Source organism: Streptomyces sp. 7R007 (assembly GCF_054850255.1).
The window spans coordinates 39,377-53,684 of record NZ_JBTWMV010000049.1 but is presented as its reverse complement, the minus strand read 5'-3'; the positions used below and the strand labels follow the sequence as shown (position 1 = coordinate 53,684).

At 72.4% G+C, this 14,308-nt stretch carries 8 protein-coding genes; 5 read left to right on the top strand and 3 right to left on the bottom strand.

Features of this window, described 5'->3' with window-relative positions:
* Nucleotides 1-179: 179 nt before the first annotated feature.
* Both ACYF6T_RS37120 and ACYF6T_RS37115 read left to right on the top strand, forming a co-directional pair.
* Entirely contained in the window at nt 180-3,059 is a 2,880-nt protein-coding gene (locus ACYF6T_RS37120; protein WP_461702153.1) for a SpoIIE family protein phosphatase, read from the top strand.
* Nucleotides 3,060-3,150: 91 nt separating this feature from the next.
* Nucleotides 3,151-8,613: a CHAT domain-containing protein gene (locus ACYF6T_RS37115; RefSeq protein WP_461702151.1), complete on the top strand. Its 5,463-nt coding sequence runs from the start codon at nt 3,151-3,153 to the stop codon at nt 8,611-8,613.
* Nucleotides 8,614-8,693: 80 nt separating this feature from the next.
* Here ACYF6T_RS37115 and ACYF6T_RS37110 read toward each other — a convergent pair whose 3' ends face one another.
* Entirely contained in the window at nt 8,694-9,098 is a 405-nt protein-coding gene (locus tag ACYF6T_RS37110) for a pyrophosphohydrolase domain-containing protein (protein ID WP_461702149.1), read from the bottom strand.
* A gap of 120 nt (nt 9,099-9,218) precedes the next feature.
* Here ACYF6T_RS37110 and ACYF6T_RS37105 point away from each other — a divergent pair, with 120 nt between their 5' ends.
* The gene (locus ACYF6T_RS37105) at nt 9,219-10,217 is read left to right on the top strand and encodes a TAXI family TRAP transporter solute-binding subunit (RefSeq protein WP_461702147.1); all 999 of its coding nucleotides are present in this window, start codon (nt 9,219-9,221) and stop codon (nt 10,215-10,217) included.
* Here the strand turns inward: ACYF6T_RS37105 and ACYF6T_RS37100 are convergent.
* Entirely contained in the window at nt 10,207-11,610 is a 1,404-nt protein-coding gene (locus ACYF6T_RS37100) for a sensor histidine kinase (protein WP_461702145.1), read from the bottom strand. The two genes, ACYF6T_RS37105 and ACYF6T_RS37100, sit on opposite strands and share 11 nt — an antisense overlap.
* 10 nt (nt 11,611-11,620) lie before the next feature.
* Nucleotides 11,621-12,307: a response regulator transcription factor gene (locus tag ACYF6T_RS37095; protein WP_461702144.1), complete on the bottom strand. Its 687-nt coding sequence runs from the start codon at nt 12,305-12,307 to the stop codon at nt 11,621-11,623.
* A gap of 286 nt (nt 12,308-12,593) precedes the next feature.
* On the opposite strand from ACYF6T_RS37095, the gene ACYF6T_RS37090 reads away from it, so the two are divergent.
* Together ACYF6T_RS37090 and ACYF6T_RS37085 are read left to right on the top strand one after the other, a co-directional pair.
* Nucleotides 12,594-13,373 carry an amino acid ABC transporter ATP-binding protein gene (locus ACYF6T_RS37090; protein ID WP_461702142.1) on the top strand — a complete coding sequence of 260 codons (780 nt, stop codon included), beginning with the start codon at nt 12,594-12,596 and terminating at the stop codon, nt 13,371-13,373.
* Nucleotides 13,374-13,438: 65 nt separating this feature from the next.
* Nucleotides 13,439-14,278, top strand: coding sequence for a glutamate ABC transporter substrate-binding protein (locus tag ACYF6T_RS37085; RefSeq protein WP_461702140.1), 840 nt, complete (start codon nt 13,439-13,441; stop codon nt 14,276-14,278).
* Nucleotides 14,279-14,308 lie beyond the last annotated feature (30 nt).

The following is a 14,308-nucleotide window of genomic DNA, read 5'->3' as shown; positions in this document are numbered from 1 at the left end:
CAGGCCCATCCAACTCAGGCACCAACGTCGCCAACCTGGTCACTTACCCGTAGAGTCCACCAACCCGCCTGCCGCCTCCACTAGTTGGCTCGGAGACAGATCCATGGAGGTGACGGAAGCGGTCTGTGAGAATGCGGGAAACAGGTTTCGAGTCAAAACAGGAACGATAAGTTCCCAGCATGGACGCACGGCTCGCTCTCCTGAACACGGTGGCCCCCGGAGTCACGGAGAGCGAGGTCTTCCGGCTGGCGCTCCAGCACGCGGTCGGAGAACTGGGCGCCCTCGGCGCGACCGTGCACCTGCGGGGTCCGATGTCCGCACTGCGCCTGGTCTCCTCGGCGGGCCTTCCGCCGGCCCTGGTGCGTGACTGGGAGATCGTCGACCAGGAAAGCCCGCTCGCCCCGGCCCACGCGCTGCGCCAGGGCCGGGCCGTGTGGCTGCCGCTGCCCGAGCGGGACGCCGACCGGCCGGGCAGCGGTCTGGCCGCCCTGCCGCTGCTCAGCGGGCGGCGCAGCATCGGCACGCTGACCGTTCTGACGGGCGAGCGGGGCGAACCCGCGCCGGAACAGTGGGACTTCCTGCGCCGGGTCGTCGCCTGGACCGAGGACCGCATGGCCCAGGCCCCGCCCCCGTCCGGCCCCGGCCACACCGGCCTGCGCGGCGAGCGGCTGCGGCAGGCCCTGAAGGAGGTCCGCGTCGGCTCCTGGGACTGGGACCTGCGCACCGGCGCCCTGATCTGGGACGAGGCGGCGCTGGCCCTCTACGGCACCCGGCCGGCCGACTTCACCGGCAGGATCGACGACTGGATGCGCAGCGTCCACCCCGACGACCTCGCCCCCACCCTGGCGGCGCTCCAGCGGGCGATCACGGAGCGCACGGTCTACGAGGCCGAGTTCCGGGTGCGGCGCCTGGACGGCACGTACGGCTGGACGCAGGCGCGCGGCCGGGCGACGTACGACGAACACGGCGAGCCGTTGCGGATGATCGGCGTGGGCTGGGAGAGCAACGAGTCGCGGACCGCCCGGGACACGCTCAGCCGGGCCCTGCGGCACATGAGCGACGGCTTCCTCGCGGTCGACGACGAGTGGCGGATCACCTTCGCCAACCTGGAGGCGGAGCGCTTCCTGGGCTTCTCCGAGGAGGAGTTGTTCGGGCGGCTGCTGTGGGACGTGCCCTCGGTGCGGCAGGTGCCCGGCATGGAGAGCCGCTGCCGGCACGCCTCGGTCGAGGAGAAGCCCACCGGTTTCGACGTGTCCATACCGAGCTGCGGCAAGCGGCTCCATCTGCGGCTGGTGCCCGGCCCCGACGGGCGCACCCTGTACTTCACCGACGTCACGGACAAGCGCCGGCTGGCGGAGGAACGCCAGGCGGCGGAGCACGCGGCGGCCGAACGGGCAGTGCGGATAGCGGACCTGACGACGGAGCTGGCCAAGGCGACGACCTCGGCGGACGTGGTGGAGGCGGTGGCCCGCCGGGTGCTGCCGCCGTTCTCGGCGACCGGCCTGGTGGTGCAGGTGCGCGAGGACGACCGGCTGCACCACGTCGGTTCCGTCGGCTACCCCGACGGCTTCCTCCACGTCCTGGAGAGCCGCGCACAGCACAGCCCCAACCCGTTCTGGGACACGATCCTCACCGGCACCCCCCAGTTCCTGTCCTCCCCGCGGGAGTTCGCCGACCGCTACGCCAGCCGGTCCGACCTGCCCGACTACGCCGGCAAGCAGTCCTGGGCGTTCCTCCCGCTGACCGCGTCGGGGCACACCTTCGGTGTCTGCGCCGTCTCCTTCGACCACCCGCGCCGCCTCTCCGACGAGGAACGCACGCTGCTGACCACCATCAGCGCCCTCGTCGCCCAGTCCCTGGAGCGGGCCCGCCTCTACGACGCCGAGCACACCCGCTCCCGCGAACTCCAGCGCAGCCTGCTCCCCCAGGGCCTGCCCGACCTGCCCGCGTGCACGGCCGCCGCCCGCTATCTGCCGGCCGGGCACGGCACCGACGTGGGCGGTGACTGGTACGACATCATCCCGCTGTCCGGCGGGCGGGTCGCGCTCGTCGTCGGCGACGTCATGGGCCACGGGCTGCCGGAGGCGGCCACCATGGGCCGGCTGCGCACCGCCGTGCACACCCTGACCGACCTCGAACTGCCGCCCGACGAGATCATGGGACACCTCAACGACATCGTCTCCGGCATGGGCGAACTGTCGTACGTCACCTGCCTGTACGCGATCTACGACTCCACCACCCGCACCTGCTCCCTCGCCCGGGCCGGCCATCCGCCGCCCGCCCTGGTCCGCCCCGACGGCAGCGTGCACTTCCCCGGAGCGGATGCCGACCCGCCGCTCGGCGCCGCCGAACCGCCCTTCGAGACGACCGAGTTCGAGGTGCCGGACGGCAGCCTGCTGGTGCTGTACACCGACGGTCTGGTCGAGTCGTCGAAGCGGGAGATCGACGAGGGCATGGCCCAGCTGGCCCGCCTCCTGCGCACGGCCCACGAGGACGGCACGGCGGCGGACCTGGAGGGCCTGTGCGACACGCTGACGGCCGGTCTGCTGCCGGCCGACGCGGCCGACGACGCGGCGTTCCTGGTGGCCCGGCTGCACGCGCTGGCGGAGGAACGGATCGCCTCCTGGTGGCTGCCCGACGACCCGAAGGCGGCCGGCCGGGCCCGCCGGTACGTCCGCGAGCAGCTCGCCGTGTGGGGCCTGCCGTCCCTGGCTCCCACCGCCGAGCTCCTGGTCAGCGAGCTCGTCGGCAACGTCGTCCGGCATGCCAGGAGCCCGGTGCGGCTGCGGCTGCTGTACGGCGCCGAGTTGACCTGCGAGGTCTTCGACGGCAGCCAGACGATGCCCAGGATCCGCCGGGCCAAAGAGACCGACGAGGGCGGCCGGGGTCTGCAGTTGATCTCGGCGCTGTCGGCCCGCTGGGGCGCGCGCTACACGCCGACCGGCAAGTGCATCTGGACCGAGCAGCCCCTGCTGTGCTCGGAGAGCGCGGAGGAGCAGCTGACCGCCCTGTTCCTGAACGCGGCCGAGCTGGACGGGGACTGGGACACGATCATCTGACGTGCGGGCGCCCACCGCAGTTGTCCACAGCCCTCCACGCGCACGAACACGCTCTGCCACACTGGCGGCACGTCGAGTGCACGGGGGACTCATGACGCAACGGGACGAATTGCTCACCGCGGTACGGACGCGGCTGCAACGGGTGGGTGAGACGAGGTCGTTGGCGGCGGCGCTGGAGCCCGCCGCCGGGACGGAGGCACGCGCGCTCACCGAGGCGGTGGGAGACACGCCGGATCCGCAGGCGGCGTTCGCGCTCGGCTGGCTGCACTGGTACCGGCACCGGGGACTCGCCGACGACGCCGAACTCGACGCGTCGGCAAACTGGTTGACGCAGGCGTTCGTCGCCGGAGCGGGCGTCGACCACCTTCCGCGGCCGCTGCTGCCGACGCTGGCCGAACGCGCCTACGAGGTCGCCTCGGCCGAGCTGTTCAGGCTGTCCGACGCCTACGACCGGGAACAGGTCGCCGCGCTGATCGCCCTGTGGCAGCGCATCGTCCAGGCCACGCCGGACGACCAGACGCGCAAGTGGACCTGCCTGGCCAACCTGGGCGGGGCGCTGCGCCTGCAGTTCACCGGCTCGGGCGTGCTCGCCGACCTCGACTCGGCGATCGTCGCGACCGAGGCGGCGGCGGCCGGCATGCCGTCCGACGCTCCGGCCAAGTGGGGCGTCACGGCCAACCTGGGCGTCATGCTCCAGGGGCGGTACGAGCGTTCGGGCGTGCCGGCGGACCTGGACCGGGCGATCGCCGCGCTGGAGGAGGCGGCGGCGCTCGCGGGAGAGGCGGCGGACACCGGTGTCGACGGAGTCCTGGTCAGCCTCGGCAACGCGTTGCGCATCCGCTACGACCGCGACGGCGCGGAGGCCGACCTGAGCGCGGCGATGGCCGTCACCGAGCGGGTGCTGGCCCGCAGTCCGTCCGACGCGTCGGCGCTGGGCAACCTCGGGATCATGCTCGGGGCCCGGTTCGAGCGCCACGGAGCGCCGGCCGACATCGACCGGTCCGTGGAACTGCTGCGCTCCGCGGTCGCGGCGACCCCGGCGGGCTTCCCGAACCGCTGCGGACGGCTGGCGAGCCTGAGCAACGCGCTGCGGCTGCGCCACTCGTACAGCGGATCGCCGCGCGATCTGGACGAGGCGATCGAGGTGGGGCGCGCCGCCGTGGACGCGGTGGCGAGGACGGACCCCAGCCGGGGGATGTTCCTGTCGAATCTGGCCGCCTTCCTGCAGATCCGGGCCGACCGCACGGGCAGCGCCGACGACCTGGACCGCGCGATCGAGGCCGCCGAGGCCGCCGTCGCGGTCCTCCCCCACGACAGCCCGCACCGCCGGGGAGCCGTCACCAACCTCGGCCGGATGCTCAGGGACCGCTCCCGGCGCGGTGGTTCGCCGGACGACCTGGACTCCGCGATCGCCCTGCTCGAACGCTCGGTCACCGCGGCGGGCAGCGCGCGGGAACGCGCGCGTGCCCTCGGCGACCTTGCCATGATGCTGAGCCGGCGTGCGCAGGCGACCGGGTCCGGCGCCGATCTGGACCGGGCGATCGAGTCGGCGCGCACCGCCGCGCGGACGGCGCCCGACGAGGACCCCGACCGGGCCGAGCATCTCTCGCGGCTGGGCGTCCTGCTGCGCGACCGCTACCTGACGGCGGGCGTCGAGTCCGACCTGGACGAGGCCGTCGAGGCGAGCCGGGCCGCCGTCGACACCGGGCATCCCGACGCCCGCACACAGGCCAACCATCTGTCGAACCTCGCGGCCATGCTCGACACCAGGTTCCAGCGCACGGGCGCGCCCTACGACGTCGAGGAGGCCATGACGGTGGCCAGGGCGGCGGTGGACCTCGCCCCCGCGGACGATCCCCACCGGCCGGTGTACCTGTCCAATCTCACCGCCATGCACCAGTCGCGCTTCGACCTCGGCCAGCCGGTCGGCGACCTGGACTCCGCGATCGACTCCCTCTCCACCGTGCTGGAGACCACGTCCCGCACGGACTCCCAGCGGTCCGTGTACGTGCGCAACCTGGCGGCACTGCTCGACCTGAGGTACGGGCGGACCCGGTCGAAGGCCGATCTCGACGACGCGATCGCGCGGATCGAAGCGGTCGCCGACCTGGTCCCCGCGGAGGTGACGACGTTCCCCGAGGGCGGTGACGACGCGACGGCGACGCAGGTCGCCGCGCTGCTGCGGGACGAGCACGCGGTGCGGGCCCGGCAGACCCTGGCCAGGCTCCACCTCCTCCGGGGCGGCGAGGCCGACCGGGAAGCCGCAATGTGCCTGTACCGCGTGTGCTTCCTCGCGGGTGCCACCGACATCCCCACGTCGATCGCCACCTGGGTCGCGGAGTTCTTCCAGCGCGTGCCCCTCGCCCTGCTGGCACGGGCTTTCCAGGGCGAGGCGCCGCCGCATGTCCTGGAGGCGCTCCCGGACATGTGCCGGCGGATCGTCGACGCCCTGCCCGCCGACCACGCGACCCGTGGGGAGGCCGTGTACCGCACGGCCATGGCCCACTTCGCGCGGTTCCAGTTCGGCGGCTCGCTGCCGTCGCTGGACACGGCGATCGACACGCTGCGGGACCTCCTCGACTCGATGCCCCCGGACGATCCCGACCGGGCCGGCCGGCTCAGCATGCTGGGCAACCTCTACGGCGCACGCTACGAGCGGACCGGCGACATCGCCGACCTCACCCCGGCGGTGGACGCGGCCCGGGCGGCCGCCGAGGCCACCGGGCAGGTCGACCACCTCTACGCCCTGGTGGCGGCGCTGCAGAACCGCTACCAGGGCAGTGGCTCGTCCGCCGACCTGGACGAGGCCGTCGACATCAGCCGCGAGATCCTGCGCCACACCCCGGACGACGACACACACCGGCTCCGGCGCCTCACCATGCTGGCCGACCTCCTGCGCCACCGCTACGAGCACCGGGTGGAGCGGGCCGACCTGGACGAGGCCATCGCGCTCGGGCAGCGCCTCGCACGGGAGTACCCGGACGACGGTGCACAGGCCGAGTACCTGGGCGACCTGGCGAAGGCCCTGGAGGACCGGTACGAGCTCACCGGTGACCTCGCGGACCTCAACCTGGCCGTGGAACACCGCCGGACCTGTGTACGGCTGGCCGCCGGCCGCCAGGTCCGCGCCGGGGCCCTGTCGGGTCTGGGTTCCTGCCTGCGTCTGCGCTTCCGGCGGACCGGTTCGACGGCCGACCTGAACGAGGCGATCGACGCGCTGCGCACGGCGGTCGGCACGACTCCCTCCGACCATCGGCTGTACGCGAGCCGGTTGTACCGGCTGGCGATCGCGCTGCGTCTGCGGTTCGAGCGCACCGGGGCGCTGACCGACGCGGACGAGGCCGTGGAGCTGGCCCGCAGCGCCGTGGAGCGCACTCCGCCGGGGGACACCGACACCGGGCTGCATGTGTCGGGCCTGGGCACCGCCCTCCTGATGCGCTATCTGCGCGGGGGAGCCGACAGCGATCTGGACGAGGCGATCGAAGCACACGAACGGGCCCTGGCGGACACCCCGCCCGGTCGCCTCAACCACGCCCGGTTCGTCTCCAACCTGGCCATGGCCCTGTGGGCGCGCTACGAGCGCACCCGCGAGCCGGCCGACCTCTCGGCGGCGATCGACAGCGCGCGCACGGCGCTGGCCGCCACACCGCCGGGCTCGCCCGACCACCCCTGGCAGGCGGCCAACCTGGGCGAGGCGCTGCGCAGCCGCTACCGGCTCACCCGGGACCCCGCCGACCTGGACGCCGCGATCGACCAGTTGCGCACCGCCGTCGACGGCACTCCGAGCGACCACCCGCAGCGCACGGTGTACCTCTGTGTCCTGGCGGACCTCCTGCGCCACCGCGACGGCCAGGCCGCACCGGCCCTCTCCCTCTACGAGGAGGCGGCCAGGAGCGTCTCGGCGACACCGTCCCTGCGGGTGAAGGCCGCCGCCTCCGCCGCTTCCCTGCTGGGCCTCGCCGACCCCGCCCGCGCCGCCGCCCTCCTGGAGGACGCCGTACGGCTCCTGCCGGAGGTGGCGCCGCGCCATATGCGCCGCAGCGACCAGCAGTACGCCCTCCAGGGCACCTCCGGACTCGCCGCCGACGCCGCCGCGCTGACCCTGGCCGCCGGCCACGAGGCCGGTCGCGGCGCGGACCGGGAGACGGCCGAACGCGCGTTGCGGCTGCTGGAGGCGGGCCGGGGCGTGCTGCTCAGCCAGGTCCTCGACACCCGCCGCGACCACACCGACCTGCGCGCGAGCCATCCCGGACTGGCGGACCGCTACGAGCGGCTGCGCGACCTGCTCGACCAGCCGCTGGACGAGGGGCCCGCCGCACCGCAGGAGCGGCACCGGCGGGCCGACGAGTTCACGGCGCTGCTGGAGGAGATCAGGGCCCAGGACGGGTTCGCGTCGTTCGGCCTGCCGCCCACCGTCGATGAACTGCTCGCCGAGACGGCGCACGGCCCGGTCGTGGCGTTCAACGTGAGCCGCTACCGCAGCGACGCCCTGCTGCTGACCCGGGACGGCATCACCGCCCTCGCCCTGCCGGGCCTCGACCAGGACACCCTGGCCGAGCAGGTCGACTCCTTCTACGCGGCGCTGCGCGGGTGTACCGACCCGGACGCCGACCCGACGTCGCGCCGGGCTGCCCAGGCGCGCATCCACGAGGTGCTGGCCTGGCTGTGGGACAGCGCCGCCGAGCCGGTGCTGCGGGCGCTCGGCCACACCTCCTCCCCCGGCGCCGACGACGCCTGGCCGCGCGTGTGGTGGATGCCCGGCGGCCTGCTCGGGCTGCTTCCGCTACACGCGGCCGGGCATCACCGGGCCGAGCCGCGGCGTACGGTCATGGACCGGGTGATCTCCTCGTACACCCCCACCGTCCAGGCCCTGCGCCACGCCCGCCGCCGTCCGAGCGCGCCGCCGGGGCCGCCCGGACCGCCGAGGGCCCTCATCGTGGCGATGCCGACCACGCCCGAGGTCCCGGGGCAGCTGCGGCACGTGCCGGCGGAGACGGCGATGCTGAAGGAGGAGCTGTTCCATCCGGTGCTGCTGGAGGAGCCGGCGCCCGGCACGACGGCCTCCGCTCCGCTGCCGACCAAGGCCAACGTCCTGGCGCGGCTGCCCGGTTGTCCGATCGCGCACTTCGCCTGCCACGGGGCCAGCGACCCGGCGGATCCCTCCCGCAGCCGGCTGCTGCTGCACGACCACGACAGCGATCCGCTCACGGTGGCCGGCCTGGCGCCCGTCCGGCTCGACCACGTGCAGCTGGCGTACCTGTCGGCCTGCCGCACGGCGGTCACCGACATCGCCGACCTGGCCGACGAGTCCATCCATCTGACGTCGGCCTTCCAGCTCGCCGGGTATCCGCACGTGATCGGCACGCTGTGGGAGATCAACGACATGATCGCGGTGGAGGTCGCCGGGCGTTTCTACCGGGCCCTGCACGCGGGACGCTCGGTGCCCGACGTCTCCGACGCGGCGGACGCCCTGCACCACGCCGTGCGCGCGGTGCGCGACAAGTACCCGGCGCTGCCGTCCCTGTGGGCCGCGTACCTGCACGCCGGGGCGTGAAGCCGGCCGGCCGTCGGCGGCGCGCCACGGACCGGGATGATGGCCGCGGGCCGCCCTCACGGCCGGTCATACCCCGCGGCTCATGCCCCGCCCGGTATCCACCCCTGCCGCCGCAGCACCGCCGACACGTCCGGGGCCTCGTAGTGCTCGCCCTTGAGGATCTTGCCGTCGGCGCGGCGGACGACGCGGCCGTCGGGGCCCACCTTGGTCATGTTGGAGCGGTGGATCTCGGCGATGACGGCGTCCAGGTCGATGCCGTGCACGAGGGCCGTGCCGTAGGCCACGTAGACGACGTCGGCCAGTTCGTGCGCGAGCCTGTCCAGCGGCCCGGTGACCGACACCTCGACGACCTCCGCGGCCTCCTCGGCGAGCAGTTCGCCGCGGTGGGCGGCCAGCTCGGGCGCGACCACGGTGGGGGAGGCGCGGGCGTCGAGGCCGACGGCGAGGTGGAAGGCGCGGACGAGTTCGGCGGGCGATGAGCTCATACGGCGACTGTATCGGCCGCCACTGACAGTGACCGCCGGCCCGCGGACGGGCGGCCACGGGCGGCGCCCGGTGCGCTCCGCCCTGGTCAGGACCGTGCACCGGCTGGCAGGATCGCCCGCATGTCCTCGTTGTTCCCCCGGATCGGCAGACGCCGGGCCCTGCAGGCCGCCGCGGCCGGCTTCGTCGCGTTCGGCCTGCTGCTGTGGTGGCTGCTGCCCCTGGGCGAGGACCCGCCGGGCGGGACGATCGAGTTCAGCACGGGCACGAAGGCCGGGGTCTACCAGCAGTACGGCCTGCTCCTGCGCCACGCGCTCGACCAGGACATGCCCGACCTGACGGTGCGGCTGCAGACCTCCCACGGCTCCCAGGAGAACGTGCGCCGGGTGGCGACCGGCAGGTCGGACTTCACGATCGCCGCGGCCGACGCGGTGGAGACCTACGAACTCGACCACGCCCCCGGCGCCGCCGCGCTGCGCGGAGTGGCCCGGCTGTACGACGACTACGTGCAGCTCGTCGTCCCGCGCGACTCGGCCGTCACCTCCGTCGCGGACCTGCGCGGCAAGCGGGTGGCCGTTGGGCCCGCCGGCTCGGGTGTGCGGCTGATCGCGGAGCGGGTGCTCAAGGCGGCCGGCATCGACGCGAAGAAGGACATCACTCCCGAGGCCGACGGGATCGACACCGGGCCCGAGCGGCTCAGGAAGCACCAGATCGACGCGTTCTTCTGGTCGGGCGGGCTGCCGACGGAGGGACTGCAGCAGCTGTCGGAGAGCTTCACCTTCCGGTTCGTGCCGATCGAGGCGAGCCTCGTCGCCAAGCTGCACGAACAGGGCGGCGCCACCCGCTACTACCGCGCCACCAACATGCCGGAGTCGGCCTACCCCAGCATCCAGAACGGCCTCGCCGTGCCGACGATCGCGGTGGCCAACCTCCTGATGACCCGCGCGGACGTCGACTCCCGGCTGACGGAGTGGGTCACGCGCGCCGTGATCAAGAGCCGGGACCACATCGGCAAGGAGGTCCACTCCGCCCAGCTCGTCGACCTGCGCACGGCGATCTACACCGACCCCCTGACCCTGCACGAGGGCGCCCGGCGCTACTACCGCTCGGTCAAGCCGTAGGACTGTTCCTCGGCACCGACACCGTCACCGTCAGCCCGTGCGGCTCGTGATGGGCGTAGGAGAGGGAGCCGCCGCCCGCCGCGAGCAGGACCCGGGAGATAGACAGGCCGAGGCCGGAGCCCTTGATGTTCTGGTGCCGGCCACTGCGCCAGAAGCGGTCGCCGATGCGGGCGAGTTCCTCGTCGGTCAGACCGGGGCCGTGGTCGCTGACGACGACGGTCGAGGTCTCGCCGTCGGCCGCGACGCTCACCTCCACGCGCTCGCCCTCGGGGGTGAACTTGACGGCGTTGTCGATCACCGCGTCCAGGGCGCTGGAGAGGGTGATCGGGTCGGCCCAGGCGGTGGTCGGCGGGCAGTCGCCCACCAGCCGTACGCCCTTGGCCTCGGCGGTCGGCGTCCAGGCGGCGACGCGCTCGGCGGTCAGCGCGCCGATGTCGGTGACCCTCAGGTCGGCCTCGGTGTGCTCGGCCAGGGCGAGGTCGAGCAGGTCGTCGAGCACCTCGGCCAGGCGCTTGCCCTCGGTGCGGACGGATGCGATCTCCTCGTTGTCCTCCGGCAGTTCGAGTGCGAGCAGTTCGATGCGCAGCAGCAGCGCGGCGAGGGGGTTGCGCAGCTGGTGCGAGGCGTCGGCGACGAAGGCGCGCTGCTGCTCCAGCACGTCCTCGACGTTGTCCGCCATCTCGTTGAACGAGCGGGCCAGGCGTCTGAGTTCCGGGGGCCCGCCGGCGGCCGCGACCCGGGACTTGAGCCGGCCGCTGGCGATGGCGTGGGTGGTGGCGTCCAGGACGCGTACGGGACGGAGGACCCAGCCGGTCAGGCGCAGGGCGGCGCCGACGGCCAGCAGCATCGCGGCGACCTCGCCCGCGCCGATGACCAGCCAGCCGTGCAGGATGCGCGCACGCATCGGCCCGGTGGGCGAGTCGGTGACGACGACCGCGACGACGTCGCCGTCCCGGATGACGGGCGAGGCGACGACGAGCCGGTTGCGCTGCCAGGGCCACACCTGTTTCGGGTCGTGGCTGCGGCGGCTGAGCAGCGCCTCCGCGAACGCCTCGCGCACCACCCCCGAGTTGGGCAGGAAGAAGCTCGCCGGTGCCTGGGCCATGGGGATGTCGGTGCGGCAGAACACGCCGGCGCGGATGCCGTAGACGTCGTGGTAGCTGACGAGTTCGCTCTGCAGGGTCTCCAGGCGCTCGTCCGTGGAGGTGCGCGTGGAGCTGCAGGCGTCGGTGACGAACTGGGCGAGGGCGGCGAAACGGGCGGTGTCGTCGATGCGGTCGACGACGACCTTCTGCTGCTGGGCGGCGGCCACGCTGACGGCGAGCGGGATGCCGAGGGCCAGCAGCACCGCCGCCATCAGGACGATGAGCAGCGGAAGGAGACGTGTACGCACCCCGTGCCCGCTAGGCGGCCGGGGCGACGAGCCGGTAGCCGACGCCGCGCACGGTCTCGATCAGCGCCGGCATGCGCAGCTTGGCGCGCAGTGAGGCGACGTGCACCTCCAGGGTGCGCCCGGTCCCCTCCCAGCTGGTGCGCCACACCTCGCTGATGATCTGCTCGCGGCGGAAGACGACCCCGGGGCGCTGCGCGAGCAGGGCGAGCAGGTCGAACTCCTTGCGGGTCAGTTGGACGACCGAACCGTCGACGGTGACCTGCCGGGTGGGCAGTTCGATGACCACGGAGCCCAGGCGCAGCGCGCTGCCCTCGCCGTGCGCTGCGTCCTCGTGGGCGGTGCGCCGGCTGACGGCGTGGATGCGGGCGAGCAGTTCCCCGGTGTCGTACGGCTTGACCACGTAGTCGTCGGCGCCGAGGTTGAGGCCGTGGATGCGCGAGCGCACGTCGGAGCGGGCGGTGACCATGATCACCGGGGTGCTGGTGCGCTTGCGGATCTTGCCGCAGACCTCGTAGCCGTCCTGGTCGGGCAGGCCCAGGTCGAGGAGGACGACGCCGAAGCCGTTGCCCTCCGGGACGAGCGCCTGGAGGGCCTCCTCGCCGCTGCGCGCGTGGGTGACGTCGAAGCCGTGCCGCGCCAGGACCGCGGACAGAGCGGCGGCGACATGGTTGTCGTCCTCGACGAGGAGCAGTCTCATCCGGGCCCCCTTCGGTTCATCGGCCGTACGAACAGGATCGGTACGCACGCGTGCCCACGCGCGCGTGCACCATGGCAGTCACGCTGATGGACGACGACGCCGTCAAGTGGGTTCCGGTTGCGGACCGCTTCCGTTACCCGGCCGATACGCACCTGGTGACCTCTGCTACGACACGTGTCCGATTGCTATCGGATCGTGATGCTCAGATCTCCCTCAGATGTAATGACGCTGGTGGAAGCGGGTCACTACTGTCCTCGGAAACCGAGCAGGACGGAGCCCGATAGCGATGACCGAAGTGTCGGTGGCCAAGGAAGACGCGGTACCCCAGGCCGGAGAACTGGTCGTCCTGAAGAGCGTCAACAAGCACTTCGGCGCGTTGCACGTGCTCCAGGACATCGATCTGACGATCGCCCGCGGGGAGGTCGTCGTGGTCATCGGGCCGTCCGGGTCCGGCAAGTCCACCCTGTGCCGGACCATCAACCGGCTGGAGACGGTCGACTCGGGCACGATCACGATCGACGGCAAGCCGCTGCCCCAGGAGGGCAAGGAGCTGGCCCGGCTGCGGGCCGACGTCGGCATGGTCTTCCAGTCCTTCAACCTCTTCGCGCACAAGACCGTGCTCGACAACGTGATGCTGGGCCAGATCAAGGTCCGCAAGGCGGACAGGAAGCAGGCCGAGGAGAAGGCCCGCGCGCTGCTCGACCGGGTGGGCGTGGGCACGCAGGCCGACAAGTACCCGGCGCAGCTCTCCGGCGGCCAGCAGCAGCGGGTGGCCATCGCGCGGGCCCTGGCCATGGACCCGAAGGTGATGCTCTTCGACGAGCCGACGTCGGCGCTCGACCCGGAGATGATCAACGAGGTCCTCGAAGTGATGCAGCAGCTCGCCCGGGACGGCATGACCATGATCGTCGTCACCCATGAGATGGGATTCGCACGATCGGCTGCAAACCGCGTGGTGTTCATGGCGGACGGCCGGATCGTCGAAGAGGCTGCGCCCGACCAGTTCTTCAGCAACCCGCGCAGCGACCGTGCCAAGGACTTCCTGTCGAAGATCCTGCACCACTGACGTTTCCGGGCCGGCTTCCGTCACCGCAGGCCATTTCTCTCTTCACCACCCGAAGGATGTTCACCATGAAGCTCCGCAAGGTCACCGCCGCCTCGGCCGCCGTGCTCGCCCTCGCCGTGGCCGCCACGGCGTGCGGGTCCAGCGACGACAACGACAGCGGCTCCTCCAGCGGCGGCGGCAAGATCAAGGTCGGCATCAAGTACGACCAGCCCGGTCTGGGCCTGAAGGAGCCGGACGGCTCCTTCTCCGGCTTCGACGTGGACGTGGCGACGTACGTGGCCGGCAAGCTCGGCTACAAGCCCAGCCAGATCGAGTTCGTCGAGACCAAGAGCGCCGACCGCGAGAACGCCCTGCAGCGCGGTGACGTCAAGTTCATCGCGGCCACCTACTCCATCACCGACGAGCGCAAGCAGAAGGTCGACTTCGCCGGTCCCTACCTGCTGGCCCACCAGGACCTGCTGGTCAAGAAGGACTCGGACATCTCCAAGGGCACGGACCTCAACGGCAAGAAGCTGTGCTCCGTGACCGGCTCCACCTCGGCGCAGAACGTCCAGAAGACGATCGCCCCGAAGGCCAACCTCAAGGAGTACAGCGGCTACTCGGAGTGCATCGCGGCCCTGCAGAGCGGTGCCGTCGACGCCGTGACCACCGACGACTCGATCCTCGCGGGCTTCGCCGCGCAGGACAAGTACAAGGGCCAGTTCAAGCTCGCCGGGCTGAAGCTCAGCAACGAGAACTACGGCATCGGTGTGAAGAAGGGTGACACCGCGACCGTCAACAAGATCAACGACGCGCTGACGTCGATGGTCAGCGACGGCTCCTGGCAGAAGGCGGTCGACAAGAACTTCGGTCCGGCCGACTACAAGAACGAGCCCGCGCCGAAGATCGGTCAGATCGTCAAGTAAGGCAGGGCCGGCTCCCCAGGGTTCCCCGGT

Excerpts from the sequence above, each read along its gene's own strand:
- ACYF6T_RS37120 (WP_461702153.1), top strand. The coding sequence starts at position 180 with ATGGACGCACGGCTCGCTCTCCTGAACACGGTGGCCCCCGGAGTCACG.
- ACYF6T_RS37115 (WP_461702151.1), top strand. The coding sequence starts at position 3,151 with ATGACGCAACGGGACGAATTGCTCACCGCGGTACGGACGCGGCTGCAA.
- ACYF6T_RS37110 (WP_461702149.1), bottom strand. The coding sequence starts at position 9,098 with ATGAGCTCATCGCCCGCCGAACTCGTCCGCGCCTTCCACCTCGCCGTC.
- ACYF6T_RS37105 (WP_461702147.1), top strand. The coding sequence starts at position 9,219 with ATGTCCTCGTTGTTCCCCCGGATCGGCAGACGCCGGGCCCTGCAGGCC.
- ACYF6T_RS37095 (WP_461702144.1), bottom strand. The coding sequence starts at position 12,307 with ATGAGACTGCTCCTCGTCGAGGACGACAACCATGTCGCCGCCGCTCTG.
- ACYF6T_RS37090 (WP_461702142.1), top strand. The coding sequence starts at position 12,594 with ATGACCGAAGTGTCGGTGGCCAAGGAAGACGCGGTACCCCAGGCCGGA.
- ACYF6T_RS37085 (WP_461702140.1), top strand. The coding sequence starts at position 13,439 with ATGAAGCTCCGCAAGGTCACCGCCGCCTCGGCCGCCGTGCTCGCCCTC.